Source organism: Arcicella sp. GW822-FHT02H01 (assembly GCF_058802005.1).
Window position 1 is genome coordinate 1,056,575 of the sequence record NZ_JBXANT010000001.1, and the last position, 19,148, is coordinate 1,075,722.

At 35.5% G+C, this 19,148-nt stretch carries 14 protein-coding genes; 2 read left to right on the plus strand and 12 right to left on the minus strand.

Features of this window, described 5'->3' with window-relative positions:
• Window positions 1–19: 19 nt before the first annotated feature.
• From fbp to AC1RNE_RS04625, 9 genes are all read right to left on the minus strand, one after another.
• Window positions 20–1,033, minus strand: coding sequence for a class 1 fructose-bisphosphatase (fbp, locus tag AC1RNE_RS04585; RefSeq protein WP_492799853.1), 1,014 nt, complete (start codon window positions 1,031–1,033; stop codon window positions 20–22).
• Between the two features lie 85 nt (window positions 1,034–1,118).
• Complete coding sequence (locus AC1RNE_RS04590) at window positions 1,119–2,147, minus strand: PfkB family carbohydrate kinase (RefSeq protein ID WP_492799854.1); 1,029 nt, start codon at window positions 2,145–2,147, stop codon at window positions 1,119–1,121.
• 82 nt (window positions 2,148–2,229) lie between these two features.
• Window positions 2,230–3,639 carry a glucuronate isomerase gene (gene uxaC, locus AC1RNE_RS04595; protein ID WP_492799855.1) on the minus strand — a complete coding sequence of 470 codons (1,410 nt, stop codon included), beginning with the start codon at window positions 3,637–3,639 and terminating at the stop codon, window positions 2,230–2,232.
• A 97-nt stretch (window positions 3,640–3,736) separates the two neighbouring features.
• Window positions 3,737–5,389, minus strand: a complete 1,653-nt coding sequence (locus AC1RNE_RS04600; protein ID WP_492799856.1) for a UxaA family hydrolase — start codon at window positions 5,387–5,389, stop codon at window positions 3,737–3,739.
• A 74-nt stretch (window positions 5,390–5,463) separates the two neighbouring features.
• On the minus strand, window positions 5,464–6,990 hold the full coding sequence (locus tag AC1RNE_RS04605) for a tagaturonate reductase (protein WP_492799857.1): 1,527 nt from the start codon (window positions 6,988–6,990) through the stop codon (window positions 5,464–5,466).
• A 387-nt stretch (window positions 6,991–7,377) separates the two neighbouring features.
• Window positions 7,378–7,719, minus strand: a complete 342-nt coding sequence (locus tag AC1RNE_RS04610; protein WP_492799858.1) for a cupin domain-containing protein — start codon at window positions 7,717–7,719, stop codon at window positions 7,378–7,380.
• A 21-nt stretch (window positions 7,720–7,740) separates the two neighbouring features.
• Entirely contained in the window at window positions 7,741–10,077 is a 2,337-nt protein-coding gene (locus AC1RNE_RS04615; RefSeq protein ID WP_492799859.1) for a glycosyl hydrolase family 28 protein, read from the minus strand.
• A gap of 292 nt (window positions 10,078–10,369) precedes the next feature.
• Entirely contained in the window at window positions 10,370–11,200 is an 831-nt protein-coding gene (kduI, locus tag AC1RNE_RS04620) for a 5-dehydro-4-deoxy-D-glucuronate isomerase (protein WP_492799860.1), read from the minus strand.
• A gap of 44 nt (window positions 11,201–11,244) precedes the next feature.
• Window positions 11,245–12,015: an SDR family oxidoreductase gene (locus tag AC1RNE_RS04625; RefSeq protein WP_492799861.1), complete on the minus strand. Its 771-nt coding sequence runs from the start codon at window positions 12,013–12,015 to the stop codon at window positions 11,245–11,247.
• 273 nt (window positions 12,016–12,288) lie between these two features.
• Here AC1RNE_RS04625 and AC1RNE_RS04630 point away from each other — a divergent pair, with 273 nt between their 5' ends.
• On the plus strand, window positions 12,289–13,314 hold the full coding sequence (locus AC1RNE_RS04630) for a LacI family DNA-binding transcriptional regulator (RefSeq protein ID WP_492799862.1): 1,026 nt from the start codon (window positions 12,289–12,291) through the stop codon (window positions 13,312–13,314).
• A gap of 593 nt (window positions 13,315–13,907) precedes the next feature.
• On the opposite strand, the gene AC1RNE_RS04635 is transcribed toward AC1RNE_RS04630, so the two are convergent.
• Together AC1RNE_RS04635 and fucP are read right to left on the minus strand one after the other, a co-directional pair.
• Window positions 13,908–14,933 carry a zinc-binding alcohol dehydrogenase family protein gene (locus tag AC1RNE_RS04635; protein ID WP_492799863.1) on the minus strand — a complete coding sequence of 342 codons (1,026 nt, stop codon included), beginning with the start codon at window positions 14,931–14,933 and terminating at the stop codon, window positions 13,908–13,910.
• Window positions 14,934–15,046: 113 nt separating this feature from the next.
• Entirely contained in the window at window positions 15,047–16,288 is a 1,242-nt protein-coding gene (gene fucP / locus AC1RNE_RS04640; RefSeq protein ID WP_492799864.1) for an L-fucose:H+ symporter permease, read from the minus strand.
• Window positions 16,289–16,662: 374 nt separating this feature from the next.
• On the opposite strand from fucP, the gene AC1RNE_RS04645 reads away from it, so the two are divergent.
• Window positions 16,663–17,403, plus strand: coding sequence for a tyrosine-protein phosphatase (locus tag AC1RNE_RS04645; protein ID WP_492799865.1), 741 nt, complete (start codon window positions 16,663–16,665; stop codon window positions 17,401–17,403).
• A 105-nt stretch (window positions 17,404–17,508) separates the two neighbouring features.
• Here AC1RNE_RS04645 and AC1RNE_RS04650 read toward each other — a convergent pair whose 3' ends face one another.
• A complete protein-coding gene (locus tag AC1RNE_RS04650) occupies window positions 17,509–18,900 on the minus strand; it encodes an undecaprenyl-phosphate glucose phosphotransferase (RefSeq protein ID WP_492799866.1) in 1,392 nt (463 codons plus the stop codon).
• Between the last annotated feature and the right edge of the window lie 248 nt (window positions 18,901–19,148).

Genomic DNA, 19,148 nt, shown 5'->3' on the forward strand with positions numbered 1-19,148 from the left:
TTTAAAATTCATATTTTTTCTATGAAAACTGATTTTCAGTTGCTTTAGTACACTCTTCAATATCTTCTACCATGCTCGACGAACCAATGTATAAAGGCGAGCGTTGGTGAAGGTTTTGAGGCTGTATTTCTAAAATTCTTTGCTTTCCATCAGATGCTTTTCCTCCTGCTTGTTCAATAATAAAAGCCAAGGGTAAACATTCATAAAGTAACCTTAATTTTCCGTCAGGGTTATGACGTGTTGGGGGGTACAAATATACTCCACCTTTTAAAAGATTTCTATGAAAATCTCCAACTAATGAGCCTATGTACCTGCCTGAATATCTTTTTTGTTTACATTCAATCAAATACTCTTGAATACATTCTGGAAAGTCATAGAAATTCCCTTCATTACAAGAAAAAATAGTACCGCTTTGGTTTACTTGCATCTGTGGGTGAGATAAGAAATACTCGCCCAAAGAATTATCATAAGTAAAGCCATTTACACCCTTGCCTGTAGTATATACTAAGATGGTTGAAGAACCATATAAAATATACCCAGCAGCTACTTGTTCATCACCTCTTTGGATACAATCCTTCATGGAAGGGACTGAACCAATAGGCGTTTTTCTACGAAAAATTGAAAAAATTGTACCAATTGACACGTTAGAATCAATATTTGATGAACCATCCAGCGGGTCAATAGCGATAACATACTTCGCATGATTATTTCCCGTCAGGATAATTTCAGGTTCTTCCTCAGAAATGATGGCACAAACTTCTCCTCCATTCTTAAGCGCTCGTAAAAAACGAATATCAGCAATGACATCCAGTTTTTGCTGAGCTTCACCTTGTACATTTTGTGAACCTAACAGCCCTGTTACATCAGCCAATCCGGCACGATTGATTTCACGATTCAGAATTTTACTTGCCAAAGCAATATCTCTCAATAACTGCGACAATTCCCCCGAAGCAAATTGAAATGCTTCTTGATTCCGCATAATGAACCGATCTAAAGTAATACCAACAGGTAAAGCTAAGTTTTCATTTTTCATAAAAGCCAATATTAATTGTTAAACAAATAGGTTATATCAAGAGATGCAAGCTTGTTATGATAAACAACACTCGACAACTTAATAACTAAAGATAATTTTCAAGAATCAGCTTTACTGCTTCTACTTTTTGTTGAGTAGCATCGCCATACTCTTGGAGTTTCCCATAAGCAGCAGCAGCAGCAAAATTAATTACTTCTTGAGGCTCATGTTTTTGGGATAAGCCATAGATTAATCCACCCATAAAACAATCTCCACTTCCTATTTTATCTACTACAGCATCAGCAAAAAATACGGGTGATTGATATTGATTTCCCTCTGTGAAAAGAGTAGTATAATACTCAATGCCTGTTTTTTGATGATCAAATCTATACGTATTGGCTACAAATTTGCACTTAGGAAATTTCGCCTGAATAGCTTCAGAAGTTGCTTTTCCATGTGCAGGGTAATCGTAATCAGCTTGCTTTTCTAGGCTTGTTAATAACAATGGGTCAATATCTATCCCCAATAGGGTATTCGCTGCCCAAAGATTGCCCATAATTACATCACAATATTGTGCTAATTCAGGCATTATTTCTGTTGGCTTTTTGCCATATTTCCATAGTTTTGAACGGTAATTCAAATCTACAGAAATAGTAATATTCATCTCTGAAGCTACTTTTAATACTTCTAAGCAAACATCTGCTGCATCTTGATTAAGGGCTGGACTAATGGCACTAAAATGAAACCAAGAGACATCCTTTAATACTTCTTTCCAATCTACCTGACCCACTTTTAATACTGAAAATGACGAGTACGCTCTGTCATAAATTACGCCAGCATTTTTCAAGTCAGCTCCTTGTGGCAAATAGTACGTCCCGATTCTTTCTCCAGACGTATTAATGACCGAAGTATCAATTCCTTTATCTGCTATATATTTTTTTATATCGTTTGCTAAAGAATTTTCAGGTAGTGCTGTGAAATAACTAGTATTAATTCCCCAGTTAGCTATAGCAGTAGCGACATTCAATTCTGCCCCACCTACAAACACAGGCATTGAAGCATTTTGTATCCAAACTCCATCAGCTTTTGGTGAAAGACGCAATAACAATTCTCCGAAACAACAAACTTTATTCATGATTTATCAGCTATGAGCTTTAAGCAATGAGATATGAGATTTTCTATGATACAAAAGCTCATTGCTTAAAGCTTACTTCTATTTAAAATTTAAAATAATCCTTGGCATTATTGTAACAGATATTTTGAACCATCTTCCCGATCCATTCTATATCGTTTGGTAATTCGCCATTTTCAATCTCGTTCCCTAATAAATTACAAAGAATTCTACGGAAATATTCATGACGTGGGAATGACAAGAAACTTCTTGAATCTGTTAGCATTCCTACAAAGCGACTCAATAAGCCCATGTTCGACAAAGCGTTCATTTGTCTTTCCATGCCATCTTTTTGGTCTAGGAACCACCAACCTGACCCAAACTGAATCTTACCTGCTACAGAACCATCATTGAAGTTACCAATCATGGTTGCCATCAATTCATTATCACGTGGATTAAGGTTGTAAATAATAGTTTGTGCCAATTGGTCATATTCATCTAAACGACCTAAAAACTTAGACAAAGAAGCTGCCTGAGAAAAATCTCCGATTGAATCCCAACCAGTATCTGGCCCTAACAAACGCATTGCTCTTGAATTATTATTTCTCAACGCTCCCAAGTGGAACTGTTGTGTCCAACCTAATCCATGATAAATTACGCCTAAACTGTGTAAAATTGCCGATTTGAACAATAAAGCCTCCTCAGCACTAATACTTTGTCCAGCTATTGTTTTCTGGAAAACTTTATTAGCATCTTCTTCGGTGAAATCTACTGCATAAATTTGCTCTAACCCATGGTCGGCTAATCTGCCACCCATTGAAGCAAAGAATTCTGCACGCGTTTTTAATGCCGAAACTAAAGCCGAAAATGTACTGATTTCTACATTAACCAATGTTCCTAATTTTTCAATAAATGAAGCATAATTAGGATTATCAATTAAAATAAATCTATCTGGACGGAACGTCGGTAATACTTTAGTATCCAGTGTTCCTTCAGTTTTAATCGCTTGGTGATATTCTAATGAATCTAAAGGGTCGTCTGTAGTACAGGCAACTTTTACATTCATTTTTGACAACAATCCTCTTACTGCATATTCAGGTGATTGTAGTTTTTCAGAACATTCATCAAAAATTTTACGTGCCGAAGCTGGATTTAAAATTTCGTGAACGTCAAAATATCGCTGTAATTCAAGGTGAGTCCAGTGATACAATGGGTTTCTCATTGTATAAGGTACTGTCTCAGCCCATTTTTCAAACTTCTCATAGTCAGACTTATCGCCCGTGCAATAGCTTTCGTTGATACCATTCGCACGCATCGCACGCCATTTGTAATGGTCACCATACAACCAGATTTGTGTTAAATTGCCAAAGCTCTTGTTGCTCGCAATTTGGTCTGGTGGTAAGTGATTATGGTAATCAATAATTGGCATCTCTTTAGCAAACTCATGGTATAGTTTACTAGCAGTTGCAGTTTGTAAAAGGAAATCCTCGTCTAAGAATGTTTTCGTGTACAGCATTTTGTTAAAAATTTTAAATTGGTATTGAGAATTCAAATAAGCGAGGATTGATATTAAAAGATATTGAAAATCAATCCTCGATACTCAATTTTCAATCCTATAAAGATACTCCACGTTTCCAAGGAATAAAATCATCTTGTCCATTTCTAACGGCACAAACTTCAATTTCTCCACTAGCTACTTTAATCGCATAGTTTAAAATACGTTTTCCCGCTTCTTCTATCGTTTCGTCACCTTCGATAATTGTACCCGTGTTGATATCGATAATGTCCGACATCTTTTCATACAATTTCGTATTTGTTGCAATTTTAACTACAGGCGCAATAGGATTTCCTGTTGGTGTACCTAAGCCCGTAGTGAATAAAACAAGATTAGCACCCGATGCTACCTCGGCAGTTGTCGACTCAACATCATTACCTGGTGTACATAAAAGATTTAAACCTGCTTTTTTTACTGGTTCTGGATAATCTAATACCGCAGTTACTGGCGAAGTACCTCCTTTTTTGGCTGCTCCAGCAGACTTGATAGCATCTGTAATTAAACCATCTTTGATATTCCCTGGTGAAGGATTCATATCAAAACCTGAGCCTACAGCCTTAGCACGATCGTTATAAGTATTTACCAAATAGCTGAACAATTTAGCATCTTCTGGGTTCAAACAACGGTCTGTTAACTCTTGCTCAACACCACATAATTCTGGGAATTCCGCTAAAATGACAGAGCCTCCTAAGCCTATTAATAAATCAGAAGTATAACCAATAGCAGGGTTTGCTGAAATACCAGAGAAACCATCTGACCCTCCACATTCTAACCCAATACACAATTTACTTAATGGTGCTGGCTGACGTGAATTTTGATTTGCCTGAATTAAACCTACAAAAGTTTGTTTCAAAGCCAAAGCCATCAAGTCAGATTCAGTACCTATATTTTGTTGTTCTAAAATATATAATGGTTTCTTGAAGTCAGCATCACGCTTTGCAATTTCTTCTTGTAAGATACTAGCTTGTGCATTTTGGCATCCTAAACTCAATACAGTTGCCCCTGCACAGTTGGGATGTGTAATATAACCTGCTAATAATCCACAAAGTGCTTGAGCATCCTGACGAGTACCTCCGCAACCACCATCATGTAATAAGAACTTTACGCCATCTACATTTGGGAAAAGTTTTTGTTTTGCATCTTTCTCTCCTTGTGCTTGTAAATCAGCTTGCAAAATTTCTTCAACTGTTTTGCCTGCTTTGTATAATGCTATCAAATCATGTGTTTGATTTTGGTAATCATGCGTACGAGCATAGCCCAAGTCGTCTACCAATGCTTCACGAAGTACTTCAATGTTACGATTCTCACAAAATACCAATGGAATTACTAACCAATAATTAGCCGTACCAACGCTACCATCTGGGCGGTGATATCCATTGAATGTTTTACCTTCAAAAGCCGCTAACGAAGGTGCTTGCCATGCAGCGTGGTTTTCGCGTAATTCAAAAGAATCTACAGCATGCTTCACATTGAAAATATTGATACTACCACCTTTTAGAATTGGTGATTGAGCCTTACCTACTAGTACATTATACATTCTAATTTCGGCTCCTACTTCAAAATCCTCAGTAGCAAATTTGTGTTTCGCTGCAATATCTTCCGTCAGGGTATAAGTCTGGCCATCCAATTCCACAGTTTGACCTTTCGATAAATCTGTTAAAGCGACAATCACATTGTCGTTAGGATGAATTTTTAAAACGTTTCTTTTCACGATGAATATTTGATGATTGGTTAAAGTACTAATTCTTTGAGTTCACACAGAATATTTTGAACTTAAAAGTAAGACTAAGCCTTACTATACTCAACCAATTCACCTTTATTAAGGTATGTTTTTAAAGAAGCATTCATTGTTTTTTCAATCATTTGATTTAAAAACGCTGTAACGCTTTCAGCAAAGCCTGTAATATTTGTTAAATCTGTTTCCCAGAGGTTTTTATCACTCAAAACTGATATTACCAACTCATCGCTTGACAATTTAGCCCATTTCACAAAGAAATAATCAGCCTTATCGTCTTGAATTTGGTAATATTCGTCCTCATGAATACCATAATATTTACCGTTTTCCTCTTTGACAGCCTTCATAAACAATAAATACGCCGCAAAGCCAAAAGCAATATATTCAGGAACACATTGATAGATTTTGTGATAGTTCAACAACGTTGGAATATTTCGCATTTTCATTTTAGACGTATATTGTACCGTAATACTCAACCACTGATGGTCTAGATTAGGATTACGAAAACGATCTATCACTTGCATGCCAAAGCGTTGAGCTACTTTTTCATCTACTTTATAAGGAATGCCCAAGCCTATTTCTGCCAACATCAAATTATTGACAAAAGCAGACATTACTTCATCTTGCATGGCTTCTTTTACTGTTTTGAAGCCTGCTAAAAATGCTAAACCACAACTAAGTGTATGGGTACCGTTGAGTAAACGCAATTTTAATTCACGGTACAAGTCAATGTTGGGCTCAATAATTACGCCTTCGTCTGCTTGATGAAACGACAGGATATTTTTAACTTTTTGATTTCCTTCAATAGCCCACAAACGATACACTTCTGATACGATTAATAAATCATCTTTATAACCTAATTCTGCTTCGATATTTGCCTTTACAGCCGCGCTTGGTTTCCCTGGCACAATTCTATCTACTAATGAATTACAGAAGGTTACTGATGATTCTAACCAATCAATAAATTCAGACTCTAAAGCATTGCGATGTGCAAGCTCGAAAATAATGCCTTCTAGTTTTTTCCCATTATCAGGTATCAATTCCGTCGGAACAATCACCATTCCGTGTTCTTTGCTTCCTTCAAAAGCTTTGAACCTAGCATAAAGAAAGGCTAATACTTTTCCTGGGAATGAGATTGGAGGAGACTGTTTAATATCATCTTGCACCAATTGAATACCTACTTCTGTGGTATTAGAAGTAATTATCTGTAACGCTGGATTTTTAGCACATTCCAAAATAGCATCCCATTCAGTCTTAGCTGATAATACACGACTAATGGCTGATGAAATAGTATTCTTTTCAAAAACATTTCCTTGCTGAATGCCTCTTTCACAAATAGTATAAAGGTTATCTTGACGGTCAAAAGCTTCGGCATCGCCTCCGTCGGTTGACTTTACCACTACAATTCTACCATTAAAAATTCCTTGCTGATTAGCTTTATTAATAAAGTAATCTGGCAAGCCTCTTAACAGTACGCCCGTTCCAAACTGTAATACCTTTTCAGGTAAATTAAACAAAGATTCAGGAAGTGCTACATTGCCTTTACTGAGGTTTATTTGATTTTGAGAAGTATTCATTATGTTAGAAATCTTTAATAGAGAAAAGTAGTTGGGTAGCAAACTTTACAACCCAACCATTTTATGTATATTAATAATGCTTGATTCTTTTTTGAGACTTTAGGACTAAAAGATTTTAGACTAAAAGACATTAGACGCTAGACTTTTGTTTCTTTGACTTAAAGATTTATGACTTTAGGACTAGATGACATTAGACTATCGACTTTTGCTTCTTTGACTTAAAGGTTTAAGACTTTAGACTAAAAGACATTGGACGCTAGACTTTTGTTCTTTTGGCTTAAATGATTTAGGACTTTTGACTAAAGAATGAATGGGTTCTAGTATTAGAAAAACAATCACTAATTCACCATTCACTAAATCACTAACTATCTAAAAATCACTAACTATCTATACAAAGTCTGCGCGCATGGGTGAAAAGACATCTATTAATTCACCTGCTTCTAAACAGACTGCTCCGTGCAGTATATCTGATGGTACAAAGTAAACATCGCCTGTTTTTAATACCTTTTTGTCTTCGCCGATGGTTATCTCAAAAGCACCTGCTGAAACATAGCTAATCTGTAAATGGGGATGTGAGTGAATCGCTCCTACGCCTCCTTGTTCAAAAGCTACTTTTACCAACATAATGTCATCATTGTATGACATTACTTTTCTTTTGATTCCTCCGCCGAGTTCTTCCCAAGCTACCTGTTCATCAGACACCAAGGTTAATTCTTTTACTGATAGCATATTACTTTTACTGATAGCATATTATTTTTTATTACTGTAAATGTTTTTAGATACTTTTTTCCCAAACTCTACTTCTTTCTTAGCTTTTGAAACATCAGTATTTAATAACTTAACCCCTTGCGTTCGCTCTCCAGTAATTTTTAATAGTACCTCAGCATTTTCATAGCGAATATCGTCAAGAGTTACGTTTTTACTGTTCTGTACCTGCATGGTCGTTTTATCTTTTGTTATCAAAGTAATATTTTTTAACAAAATATTTTCTGCTTCAATACAAAGTAACCCTGTATTTGCTTGAAATACTGCATTTTCAATTAAAATATTTTTAACGCTCATCTCTGGTAAACCTCTTACTTTTATGGCTGTTTCGGCACCCAAACAATTAATATTTCTTACATAAAAATCTTTGAATTGTGGCGTAGCTTCTGTCAAAGGCTTGGCTTCCATCTGTGGTAATTCATCAGAATCTCCATTCAAAGAAACAGGGTCTTTACCTGCATAATACATATCGAATAATACTGCTTCGCCCGCTATATCTGTCATTTGTACATTGTTGACATATATTTTTTCAACAACTCCGCCTCTACCTCTTGCTGTTTTAAAGCGTAAGCCTACGTCTGTACCCAGAAATGTACAATTAGATACATACATATTTTTCACCCCTCCAGACATCTCTGAGCCAATTACAAATCCTCCATGTGCATGATATACTTTACAGTCTTTAATGATAAAGTTTTCAGTGGGTACACCTCTTTTTCTGCCTTGTTCATCTCTGCCCGATTTAATCGTAATACCGTCATCTCCCGTATCAAAAGTACAATTTTCCATGATACCATTTCTACAAGATTCCAAGTCTACACCATCGCTATTTTGAGCATACCAATAGTTTTTAACATCCACATTTCTCATCGTAATATGGTCGCTAAGTAATGGATGGAGCGTCCAAGCAGGCGAATTTTGAAAATGTAATCCCTCTAATAAGATAAATTTACAACGTGTTAAACTCACCATATTAGGTCTTAAAAAGCCTTTAATTACCTCATAATCTTTGGCTGTTTTTCCGTTAGACAATTTACTTCCTCCTTCCAACACAGCACCTTGCTTTGACTGTTCATTAGGATACCATGTATTTTTAGCGTCATCTAAAACACCCCCAGATTTCACTAATTTACTCCATTGAGCATCTGTTTGCTTACTTTTTTTGATGGCTCTCCATGCATCTCCTCCACCATCTATTACACCATCGCCTGTTAAAGCAATATCTATTAAATCAACCCCTGAAATTGGTGCTTGACAACGGTAGGCTTCTTCTCCCTCCCACGTTGTTGCAATAATCGGATAGTCGTTTATATTTCTACTAAATTGTACTACTGCACCCTTGGCAATGTGTAAATTCACGTTTGATTTTAACACAACTGGGCCTGTCAACCACAAGCCACTTGGAATTAAAACTGTACCTCCGCCCGACTCTGCACAAATTGTAATTGCGTGATTAATGGCTTCAGTATTTAAAGTAATTCCATTTGATTTTGCACCATAACGGATAATATTAAACGTATCCTTTTTAAATACGGGCGTATAGTACTTTGGCAATTCAAATTCGTACTTCTCTTGAAACTCCGATTTCTTTAAAAAACTCTTTAATTCAACTCCCGATTCAAGTATTCCTTCAGCTACTAAACTTGCCATTACGGATGCACCGTATTTTGAAAAATGGGTATCATCAGTTACTCCTTTTGGAAACTTACCATAGAATCCTGCAGAGTAATGCATGAATAATTTCTTTGAACCTTCTATTCCGTGTTGTTCAATGGTTGCTTTACTTTTGGCATGAAGGTCAATCAATGGCACACCTAATTCTTTTGCTACAGCTTTTACAGCAGCAGGATACTCTCCATGCTGGTCTACAAACTGTCCGTTTGTATCAAACTTCCTACGCATCACTGGCGTAATCAAAATAGGATTAGCACCTTTTGCTCTAGTTTCATTGACAAATTTGATAAGATTATTTTTGTATGTGGTTTGTGGCGCCGCATAACGAGTACTATCAGCAATCTTTTGGTCATTATGCCCAAACTGAATCAATACCCAATCTCCTTTTTTTAATTGTTTTGTTACAGCCTCCCAACGTTTTTCGTTGATAAAGCTTTTGGTACTTCTACCATTTACTGCATGATTTTGTACTTGGACTGTCTCAGTTAAATAATTATGTAATATCATTCCCCAACCAGTTTCAGGACTATCAACTGGAGGTTTATCAGCACAGGTGGAATCCCCAATGAGGAAAACCGTCATTTTTTCGTCTGTACTTTTAAAAGCCGTAAGAACAACACATAATATGAGACAAAGTATTTTTTTCATTGTAAATAGAGATTGTGAGTGAAAGTTGTGAATTGTGAATAATGAGTTTTGAGTTATTCTCCTTTGAGACTTAAAACCCTGATATATAACACTTTAATTCCCACACTAACGTTATTTGTTTTACATAGACTACTTAAGTAAACTTTCATGACTTAATGCCATGGTATTTTATCTCTATCATATAATTTAAGCAAGGCTTTCATTTATCGTAAACAACTGATAATTAGAAATTTGAACCCCTAATCACCATTTACTAATCGCTACTTAAATTATATGATAGAGATAGAAAATATTATCGTAAAGACGGAATCTCTACAAAATCCATATCAGTAAATAATTGGTTTTCACCTGCCATTGCCCAAATGAATGAGTAGTTAGCTGTACCACAACCCGAGTGAACAGACCAAGGTGGTGAAATAATCGCTTGGTGGTTTGATACAAACAAATGACGAGTCTCTTGTGGTTGACCCATCAAATGTAGTACTGCTTGGTTCTGAGGGATATCGAAATAACAATATACTTCCATTCTACGGTCATGCGTATGCGCAGGCATTGTATTCCAAACACTACCATTTGCTAACACTGTAAGTCCCATTACCAATTGACAGCTACGAATACCATCCAAATGAATGTATTTATAAATCGTTCTTTCATTTGAAGTTTGGTTACTTCCCAAATTTACTGGTGAAGCTTCTTCTTTTTTCATCAAACGAGTAGGATACGACTGGTGTGCTGGTGATGAAATCAAAAAGTATTGTGCTGGATTAGCCGCATCGATACTTTCGAAAAATGCCGTTTTAACACCTTTTCCTAAATACAAACAGTCTAATTTATTAATCAAGAATACTTCGCCATCAGCGGTGATTTTACCATCGCCCCCAACATTGATAATACCCAGTTCTCTTCTTTCTAAAAAATAATCACTTTTCAGCGCATCATAGTTTGGCAAAGCAACTACAGCATTTACAGGCATCACTCCGCCTGTAATTACTCTATCATAATGTGTGTAAGTTAGATTTACTTGGTTAGCCTCGAACAATTTTTCGATTAAAAAATTAGCTCTTAAGCTTTCCGTATTCATACTAGCCACTTCTTTGGGGCTACTTTCGTATCTACTTTCCATGTTATTAAATCTTATTAATTGAATAATATAATTGTAAAAGATGCTTATCTTCCCATCCAGCCACCATCTACTACAACGATAGTTCCGTTTACATAAGCACCAGCTTCAGAAGCCAAGAATACTACTGGACCCATGAAGTCTGTTGGTTCTCCCCAACGTCCTGCTGGAATACGGTCTAGGATAGATTTACTTCTTTCTGGGTCAGCTCTTAAAGCAGCAGTATTATCTGTAGCGATATAACCCGGAGCAATAGCATTTACATTTACACCTTTTGAAGCCCACTCGTTAGCCAAAGCTTTAACAACGCTACCGATTGCTCCTTTTGAAGCCGCATAGCTTGGTACGTTGATACCGCCTTGGAAACTTAATAAAGAAGCCGTGAAAATAATTTTACCAGAACCTCTCGCTACCATATCTCTACCGAACTCACGTGCTAAGATAAATTGAGCATCCAAATTGATTGATAAAACTTTATCCCAATATTCATCAGAGTGTTCTGCTGCTGGATTTCTCAAAATCATTCCCGCATTATTAATCAAAATATCAACTTGTGGATGTTTAGCCTTCACTTCATTAATAAAAGCATAAAGGGTAGTTCTATCACTTAAATCTACATTGTAACCAGTGAAATTTCTGCCAAAACTTCTCACTCCTTTTTCAATTTCACTATTTTCTGGTTCAAGGGTAAGGGCTGCACAAATGATGTCTGCTCCTGCTTCGGCCAATGCCAATGCCATTCCCATTCCAATACCTCTGTCACAACCAGTAACTAAAGCCACTTTACCTTCTAAACTAAATAATGATGATAAACTCATAAGTTTTATTTTTTTAATTATTCCAAGATTTAAACTATTTGGCTAGAAAAACTATCCACCAAACCCAGAACAAACGTATGCTTTAAAAGTACAGCGTTCAAGTAAATATTTGAATATTTTTATGCAAACGTTATCGGGAACGTTCTCATTAATAATCTTTTTTATACTTATTTAATACAATTTGAGATTTTTAATAGATTTTAGTAGTCTGCCCTATTTTTTAGCCATAAAAAAATTATACTTTTGTAATTGTACAAATCAAAGAACAAAACATTGGAACTGATTACTATCAAAGATATTGCTAAGGCATTAAATTTATCTACTTCTACCGTCTCTAGGGCTTTGAGAGGAAGCTATGAAATTAATCCTGATACTAAAAAAATGGTCATTGAATATGCTGAGAAGTATAATTATAGACCAAATCCAATTGCATTGAGTTTGAAAGAAAACAAAAGCAGGTCGATTGGAGTAATTGTTCCTGAAATTGATAACCCTTTTTTCTCACAAGTAATCAATGGGATTGAAGCCATTTCGTATAACAGAGGTTACCATGTCGTTATTTTTCAGAGCCATGAGTCTTTTGAAAGAGAAAACATCAACCTCAAACACATCGCTTCACGCAGGGTAGATGGATTATTAATTTCATTAGCTGGCGAAACCAATGATGTTTCACAGTTAAAAGAACTTAATGAAAAAGGAATGCCTATTGTATTATTCGACAGAGTGTCTGATGAAATCAATACGCATAAAGTAATCTCAGATAATTTTGAAGGAGCTTTCACTGCTACCGAACACCTTATCCGTGGAGGAAGAAGGCGGATAGCGCATATTTCTGGCTCGCCTTATTTATCGATTACTAAAGAAAGAGTAAGAGGTTATATCGCAGCATTGAACAAATATGAAATTCCTGTAGATGACGCGCTGATTAAGTATTCTAATTACTCTTTAGAAAACATAGAAATATTCATTGATGAGCTTTTATCCGAAAAGCATCCTCCAGATGGCATATTAACAGTAAGCGACAGACTAGCCTTGGGTTGTTTGGCTACATTGAAAAAGAAAAATATTACCATCCCCGAACAAATAGCCATGGTTGGTTTTACAAACCTCAAGGCTGCCTCTATGTTAGAGCCAGCCTTGACGACAGTAGTGCAACCATCCTTAGAAATGGGTCAGCGTTCGGCTGAGTTATTGCTAGATTTAATCGAGCGAAAACCCTCAAGTATTCCTCAAACTTACCAGACCTTCAAACTATACACAGAATTAATTATTAGAGATTCGTCTGTTGCGAAGGTATAGCTGTTGGGTATCAGCTATCGGTCATCAGCTGTCGGATTTGGATTTGGCTATCAGTCATCGGGTATCGGTCATCAGGTATCAGATTTCGGATTAAATTTTAGAAACTTAGGTCTCTGATTTCAGCTATTATTATGTTCCCTTGAATTAGTTTTTTTGTAACTTAGTAAGTCTATATTAATCCGAAATCCGAAATCCGAAATCCGAAATCCGAAATCCGAAATCCGAAATCCGAAATCCGAAATCCGAAATCCGAAATCCGAAATCCGAAATCCGAAATCCGAAATCCGAAATCCGAAATCCGAAATCCGAAATCCGAAATCCGAAATCCGAAATCCGAAATCCGAAATCCGAAATCCGAAATCCGAAATCCGAAATCCGAAATCCGAAATCCGAAATCCGAAATCCGAAATCCGAAATCCGAAATCCGAAATCCGAAATCCGAAATCCGAAATCCAAAATCCAAAATCCAAAATCCAAAATCCAAAATCCGAAAGCCAAAATCAGAAAGCCGAAAGCCAAAATCCGAAAGCCGAAAGCCAAAATCCGAAAGCCGAAAGCCGAAAGCCAAAATCCGAAAGCCGAAAGCCGAAAGCTTACACGCTTAACATTGCTTTAATCACTCTTGAGCTTGGGTCTAACCAAGATTCAAAGACATTCGGTAATTCATCAAAAGGAGCCTCATGCGTAAGCCATGCTTGTGTCTGAATATTTCCTTCTTCCATGTTTTTAATAATCATTTTGAAATCAGCAGGAAGAGAATTTCTACTAGCAAAAAGTGTCATTTCTCTACGATGGAAATCTGGATCAAAAAATGTAACATCTCCTTGAAATAACCCCACAAAAATCAATTTCCCACCAAAAGCTAAATAAGAAAAGGCTTTCATCATAGACTGTGAATTGCCCGTTGCATCAAAAATGACCGTTGGCAAAGCACCCTTTAATATCGTTTTTAAATCATCTGCCGTATATCCTTCTTTTGCTAGTACTGATACATCTGTATCAAACAATTGCTTAGCAAAATCAAGTCTTTGTTGGTTAAAATCCATCACTACAATCTTAGCTTGATGTAATTTAGCAAACTGGATTACTGATAAACCAATCGGTCCTGCACCAATGACTAACACAATATCATTGCTAGTGACATTGGCTCTCTGCACAGCATGAGCGCCGATACCCAACGTTTCTACTAGTGCTAATTGTTCATAACCTAACACTTTTGAACGGTGTAGTTTATGCGCAGGAATCTTTAGAAACTCACACATTCCTCCATCCGTATGTACGCCCATTACTTTCAGGTTTTCACAACAATTAGGCTTTTCATTTAAACACGCCTGACAAGTACCGCAATTCAAGTAAGGCTCAACAGAAACCTTATCACCAATTGCCAATTGTTCAGTATCAACATTTTGTCCTAATGCAACCACTTCAGCACCCAACTCATGACCAAGTACTCGTGGATACGAAAAAAATGGTTGTTTTCCTCTGAAAGCATGATAGTCTGTACCGCAAATACCAATTTTATGAATTTTGATAAGTGCCTCATTATCTGCCAACTTATCATCTATGTCCCTTGAGATTAACTGAAACTCACCAGGTTGATTTAGAATAATTGTTTTCACTAATTTTTATATTTTTAATTATGCTTGATTATAAATCATATACCTAAACTGCATACAATATCACCTTAATCTGTAAACAGATTAATACCAACCCACGCTTTTTCTTAACCTAATTAACTTTGGCTCTTAACTTCTGACCCTTTCCAACCGAAATAAAACACGACGAAAAAACACACCAATGGTACAGAATATGCCACTTGGATACTCATCATATCAGAAATTCTACCCATAATTAACGGGAAAATAGCCCCCCCAACGATAGACATAATGACTAATGATGATCCTATTTTCGTTTCCTTGCCTAATGATTTAATACTTAATGAGAAAATAGTTGGGAACATAATTGACATAAAGAACTCGACGCCAATTAAAGCGTATACCGATAACATTCCGCCGTAGATTACTACTACTATTAAAAGCACAACATTGATTAAAGCATACAATGCCAAAAGGATATTAGGGCTGATATAACGCATCAGAAAAGTACCGATGAATCGACCAATCATAAAACAAAACAAGGCAGCTCCTAGTAGACGCGAAGCCGTTATTTCATCGATATTAGCAGTCTTACCTAAATAGCGAATAAAAAAACTAGATACGCAAACCTGCGCCCCAACATAAAAAAACTGAGCTGCTATTCCCCAAACTAAATGTTTGTGACGCATAATAGATTGGCTTCCTGTTGGCAATTCAATGTCGTGCCCTGCTTCTGTAATTTCTGGTAGCTTGCTTTTATATAATAAAACCGCTACAACTAATACTACAATACCTATTATTAGATAAGGGATTTTTACTGTTGCGGCTTCGCCGTCTAGAAAAGCACTCATTTGTTCAGCCGTCATTGAAGCTGTTTCAGTGTTGGTTAACGTTTTTCCAGATAAAATAAATTGCCCTCCTAATATCGGAGCAATCGTGGCAGCTAACCCATTAAATGACTGTGCAAGGTTTAATCTTTGTGATGCTCCTTCTGGTTCGCCAAGGACTGTCATGTACGGATTCGCTGCGGTTTCTAAAAAAGTCAAGCCACTTGCTATCACAAACAGGGCTGTTAAGAAAAAAGTGAAAACACGCGTATTAGCGGCGGGAATAAATAAAAATGCCCCTATTGCGAATAAAAGTAAACCAGCAATAATACCCGTTTTATACCCAAACTTCTTCATTACCATACCCGCAGGGATGGCCATAATAAAATATGCAATAAAAAAAGAACCATCAATTAATGAAGATTGAAAATCTGTAAGCTGACAAGCTTTCTTAAGGTGTGGAATTAATATTGGATTTAAGTTATGTGCAAATCCCCAAAGGAAAAACAAAGTAGTCAATAAAATAAAAGGTACTAAATATCTGTTTTTCATAAAAAATATGTTAATAGTTTAAGATTAATACATACATAATCGCATTAACAAGTAGAAAAAATCATAAACTACTCTCTTTTTTCAATAATAATTTGATAATACAAAGAAAAAACATTTACAAACATATAGCATTCACGTTATTATCAAAGATTTATGGTATTTTAGCATAAATGTTTAGCTTACAGCTAAAATAAATATGTCATAAGCTCATTATGGCACAGAAACGAACGTTATTTAAAACTTCAACAATATTATTAGAAGTGTTTAAACAATTAAAAGCCTTACAGAATAAGACTCTTCGCTCAAAATTTAAAACAAAAAAGCTTATAGCTTAATTATCTATGGGGTAAAGCTTATAGCTCAAATTAAAAGATATGTTTTCATTTTTTAAAAAATCACCAGATACTCCTAAAATAGTAGATTTTTCATTTATTGGTACAGATATTCATTCGCATCTTATACCGGGCATTGATGATGGATGTTCTAGTATTGAACACTCTATTGCTTGTATCCAAAAATTAAAGGAATTAGGATTTTCTAAAATTATAACTACGCCACACATCATGGCAGAAGTATATCCTAATACGCCTGAAATCATCAACGAAGGTTTGACTATCTTAAAAGCAGCCTTGGTGGAAGCGGGAATAGAAATTGAGATAGAAGTAGGAGCTGAATACAAAATTGATGAACAATTTTCAACATTATTAGCAAATAATAATTTATTAACTTTCGGAGATAAGTATGTATTGGTGGAGTTCTCTTTTGTAGCTGCCCCAATTAACTTAGAAACTATTATTTTCAACTTAAGAACAAAAGGATATCGCCCAATTATTGCTCATCCAGAGCGATACTTATACTTAAGTGAAAACCTTGCTAAGTTTGAAGAATTGAAAGCATTAGGATGCCATTTACAATTGAACCTGATGTCATTGGTCAATCAATACGGGCCTAAAGCTAATGAAATAGCCAATAAATTGTTGGACATGAATCTCTATGAGTTTATGGGGACTGATTTACACAGACCTGACGATGTAAGAATTCTGAACAAATTATTACAATCTAAAACTATTCTTAGTAAACTCTCTAAATTAAGGCATCTTAATGAGAAAGTTTAGTGGTTGTTTGAACCATTAAGCATCCAGAATTTTAAAATCAAAAAAGCAGTCAGGAATTAATTTCTGACTGCTTTTTTGATTAATGTTTTGAGCTATTGATGAATATTAATAAGCCATATCTTCGCCTCTGAACATATTATAGACTGTCATAATCACGATTTTAAAATCTAGCCAAGGAGTCCAGTTTTCAATATACCAAATATCAAAAACAACTCTTTTACGCATCAAGCTAAAGTCTTTGGTTTCTCCTCTTAATCCATTCACCTGCGCCCAACCAGTTACACCAGGTTTTACCCAGTTACGGAGAGCATAATTATTAATAAGGGCTTGGCTTTCTATATTATGTTGTAAAGCATGCGGGCGTGGTCCTACGACCGACATTGACCCTCCGATTACATTTAAAAATTGTGGTAACTCATCTAAATTGGTTTTACGTAATATTCTTCCAATTTTTGTAATTCTAGGGTCGTTTTCAGTAGTTTGCTGAAACTTACCATCTACCACTACTTTACTTTCAATAAACATTGTTCTGAATTTCAAACATCGTATGATTTCTTTATTCTTACCCCATCTTTCCTGAATAAAGAAAATATTTCCTTTTGATTCTAGGCGTATAAGCAACGCAATAATTGGGAAAAGCCAAGAAAAAATCAACACACATAATAGTAGACTGAAAAAGAGGTCTATTATTCTTTTAATGAGCCTCCAATGTAATTGATTCAAAGGTTCATCCCTTACTGTAATCATCGGGAAGTTGCCGAACATTCCCATTTTAAATTTATTAGAACTAAATTTAAAATAATCAGGGATGATTCTAGTCCTAACAGCATTTCTTTCGCCTGCTGAAATGATTTTATCTAATTGTTGCTTATTAAACTGTGGCATTGCTACCACAATTTCATCTATCTGATTATCTATGATAATTTTATCTACTTCATCAAAATTTCCTTTGTATAACCCGTTTAAGTATACGGATTTGGTTTCATCAATAAAACCGATAGGATTATAGCCAAATTGAGTGTTGTTCTTTACAAAATCAAAAAAGGAAACGCCCATTTCTGAACTACCGACAATCAAAAGATTACGTGTATTCCTTCCTTTTCTTCTCAGGAACTCAAAAGATTTTTTTAAGAGGTATTTCTTGATAGAAAGAAAAACGAAAAGCATTGCACAATACTCTAGTACAAATCTACGCGCATTATCTCTATCGTTTAGGAAGAATAAAAACAGAATCAATACCAATGCTTGAATAGCAATAACAGGAACTAGCAACAAAAACTCGTCAATAAATTTGAGTGTACGAAAGTCATCATAAACATGGATTATTTTACTAGAAAAATACCAAACTATTACTAAAAGCACGAAAACCTCTCTATCATGAATAGAATTATTACGATTACTGACTACTGAAGTCAAGTAAAAAGAAAGCATTAACACTAAAATATCAGTAAGCAATCGTAAATAATAATTTTCTCTTCCAAAGTAGTCTTTCATCATAAATTTATGTTTAATGTGCTATTGACCGAATTACCTTGCTACAAATTTACAATCTATGTTGGATAGTCACAAAAAAATCTATTAAACGGTATATTTATAATAGCTCTGTAAGAACTAATTATTAATAAATAGCATTGTCCTTTATTTTCCAGTTCAACCCTATTTTTTAACCCATTGAATATTAACTAATTAAGCAAATGTATTTCTTCGATATTAAATTTACGTTAGAACTACCTATTCACAAAATA

Bases quoted from the DNA above. Each gene is read 5' to 3' on its own strand.
- AC1RNE_RS04590 (WP_492799854.1), bottom strand. From the start codon at position 2,147: ATGAATAAAGTTTGTTGTTTCGGAGAATTGTTATTGCGTCTTTCACCA.
- AC1RNE_RS04625 (WP_492799861.1), bottom strand. From the start codon at position 12,015: ATGAGTTTATCATCATTATTTAGTTTAGAAGGTAAAGTGGCTTTAGTT.
- AC1RNE_RS04615 (WP_492799859.1), bottom strand. From the start codon at position 10,077: ATGAAAAAAATACTTTGTCTCATATTATGTGTTGTTCTTACGGCTTTT.
- AC1RNE_RS04645 (WP_492799865.1), top strand. From the start codon at position 16,663: ATGTTTTCATTTTTTAAAAAATCACCAGATACTCCTAAAATAGTAGAT.
- kduI (WP_492799860.1), bottom strand. From the start codon at position 11,200: ATGGAAAGTAGATACGAAAGTAGCCCCAAAGAAGTGGCTAGTATGAAT.
- uxaC (WP_492799855.1), bottom strand. From the start codon at position 3,639: ATGCTGTACACGAAAACATTCTTAGACGAGGATTTCCTTTTACAAACT.
- fbp (WP_492799853.1), bottom strand. From the start codon at position 1,033: ATGAAAAATGAAAACTTAGCTTTACCTGTTGGTATTACTTTAGATCGG.
- AC1RNE_RS04650 (WP_492799866.1), bottom strand. From the start codon at position 18,900: ATGATGAAAGACTACTTTGGAAGAGAAAATTATTATTTACGATTGCTT.
- AC1RNE_RS04605 (WP_492799857.1), bottom strand. From the start codon at position 6,990: ATGAATACTTCTCAAAATCAAATAAACCTCAGTAAAGGCAATGTAGCA.
- fucP (WP_492799864.1), bottom strand. From the start codon at position 16,288: ATGAAAAACAGATATTTAGTACCTTTTATTTTATTGACTACTTTGTTT.
- AC1RNE_RS04610 (WP_492799858.1), bottom strand. From the start codon at position 7,719: ATGCTATCAGTAAAAGAATTAACCTTGGTGTCTGATGAACAGGTAGCT.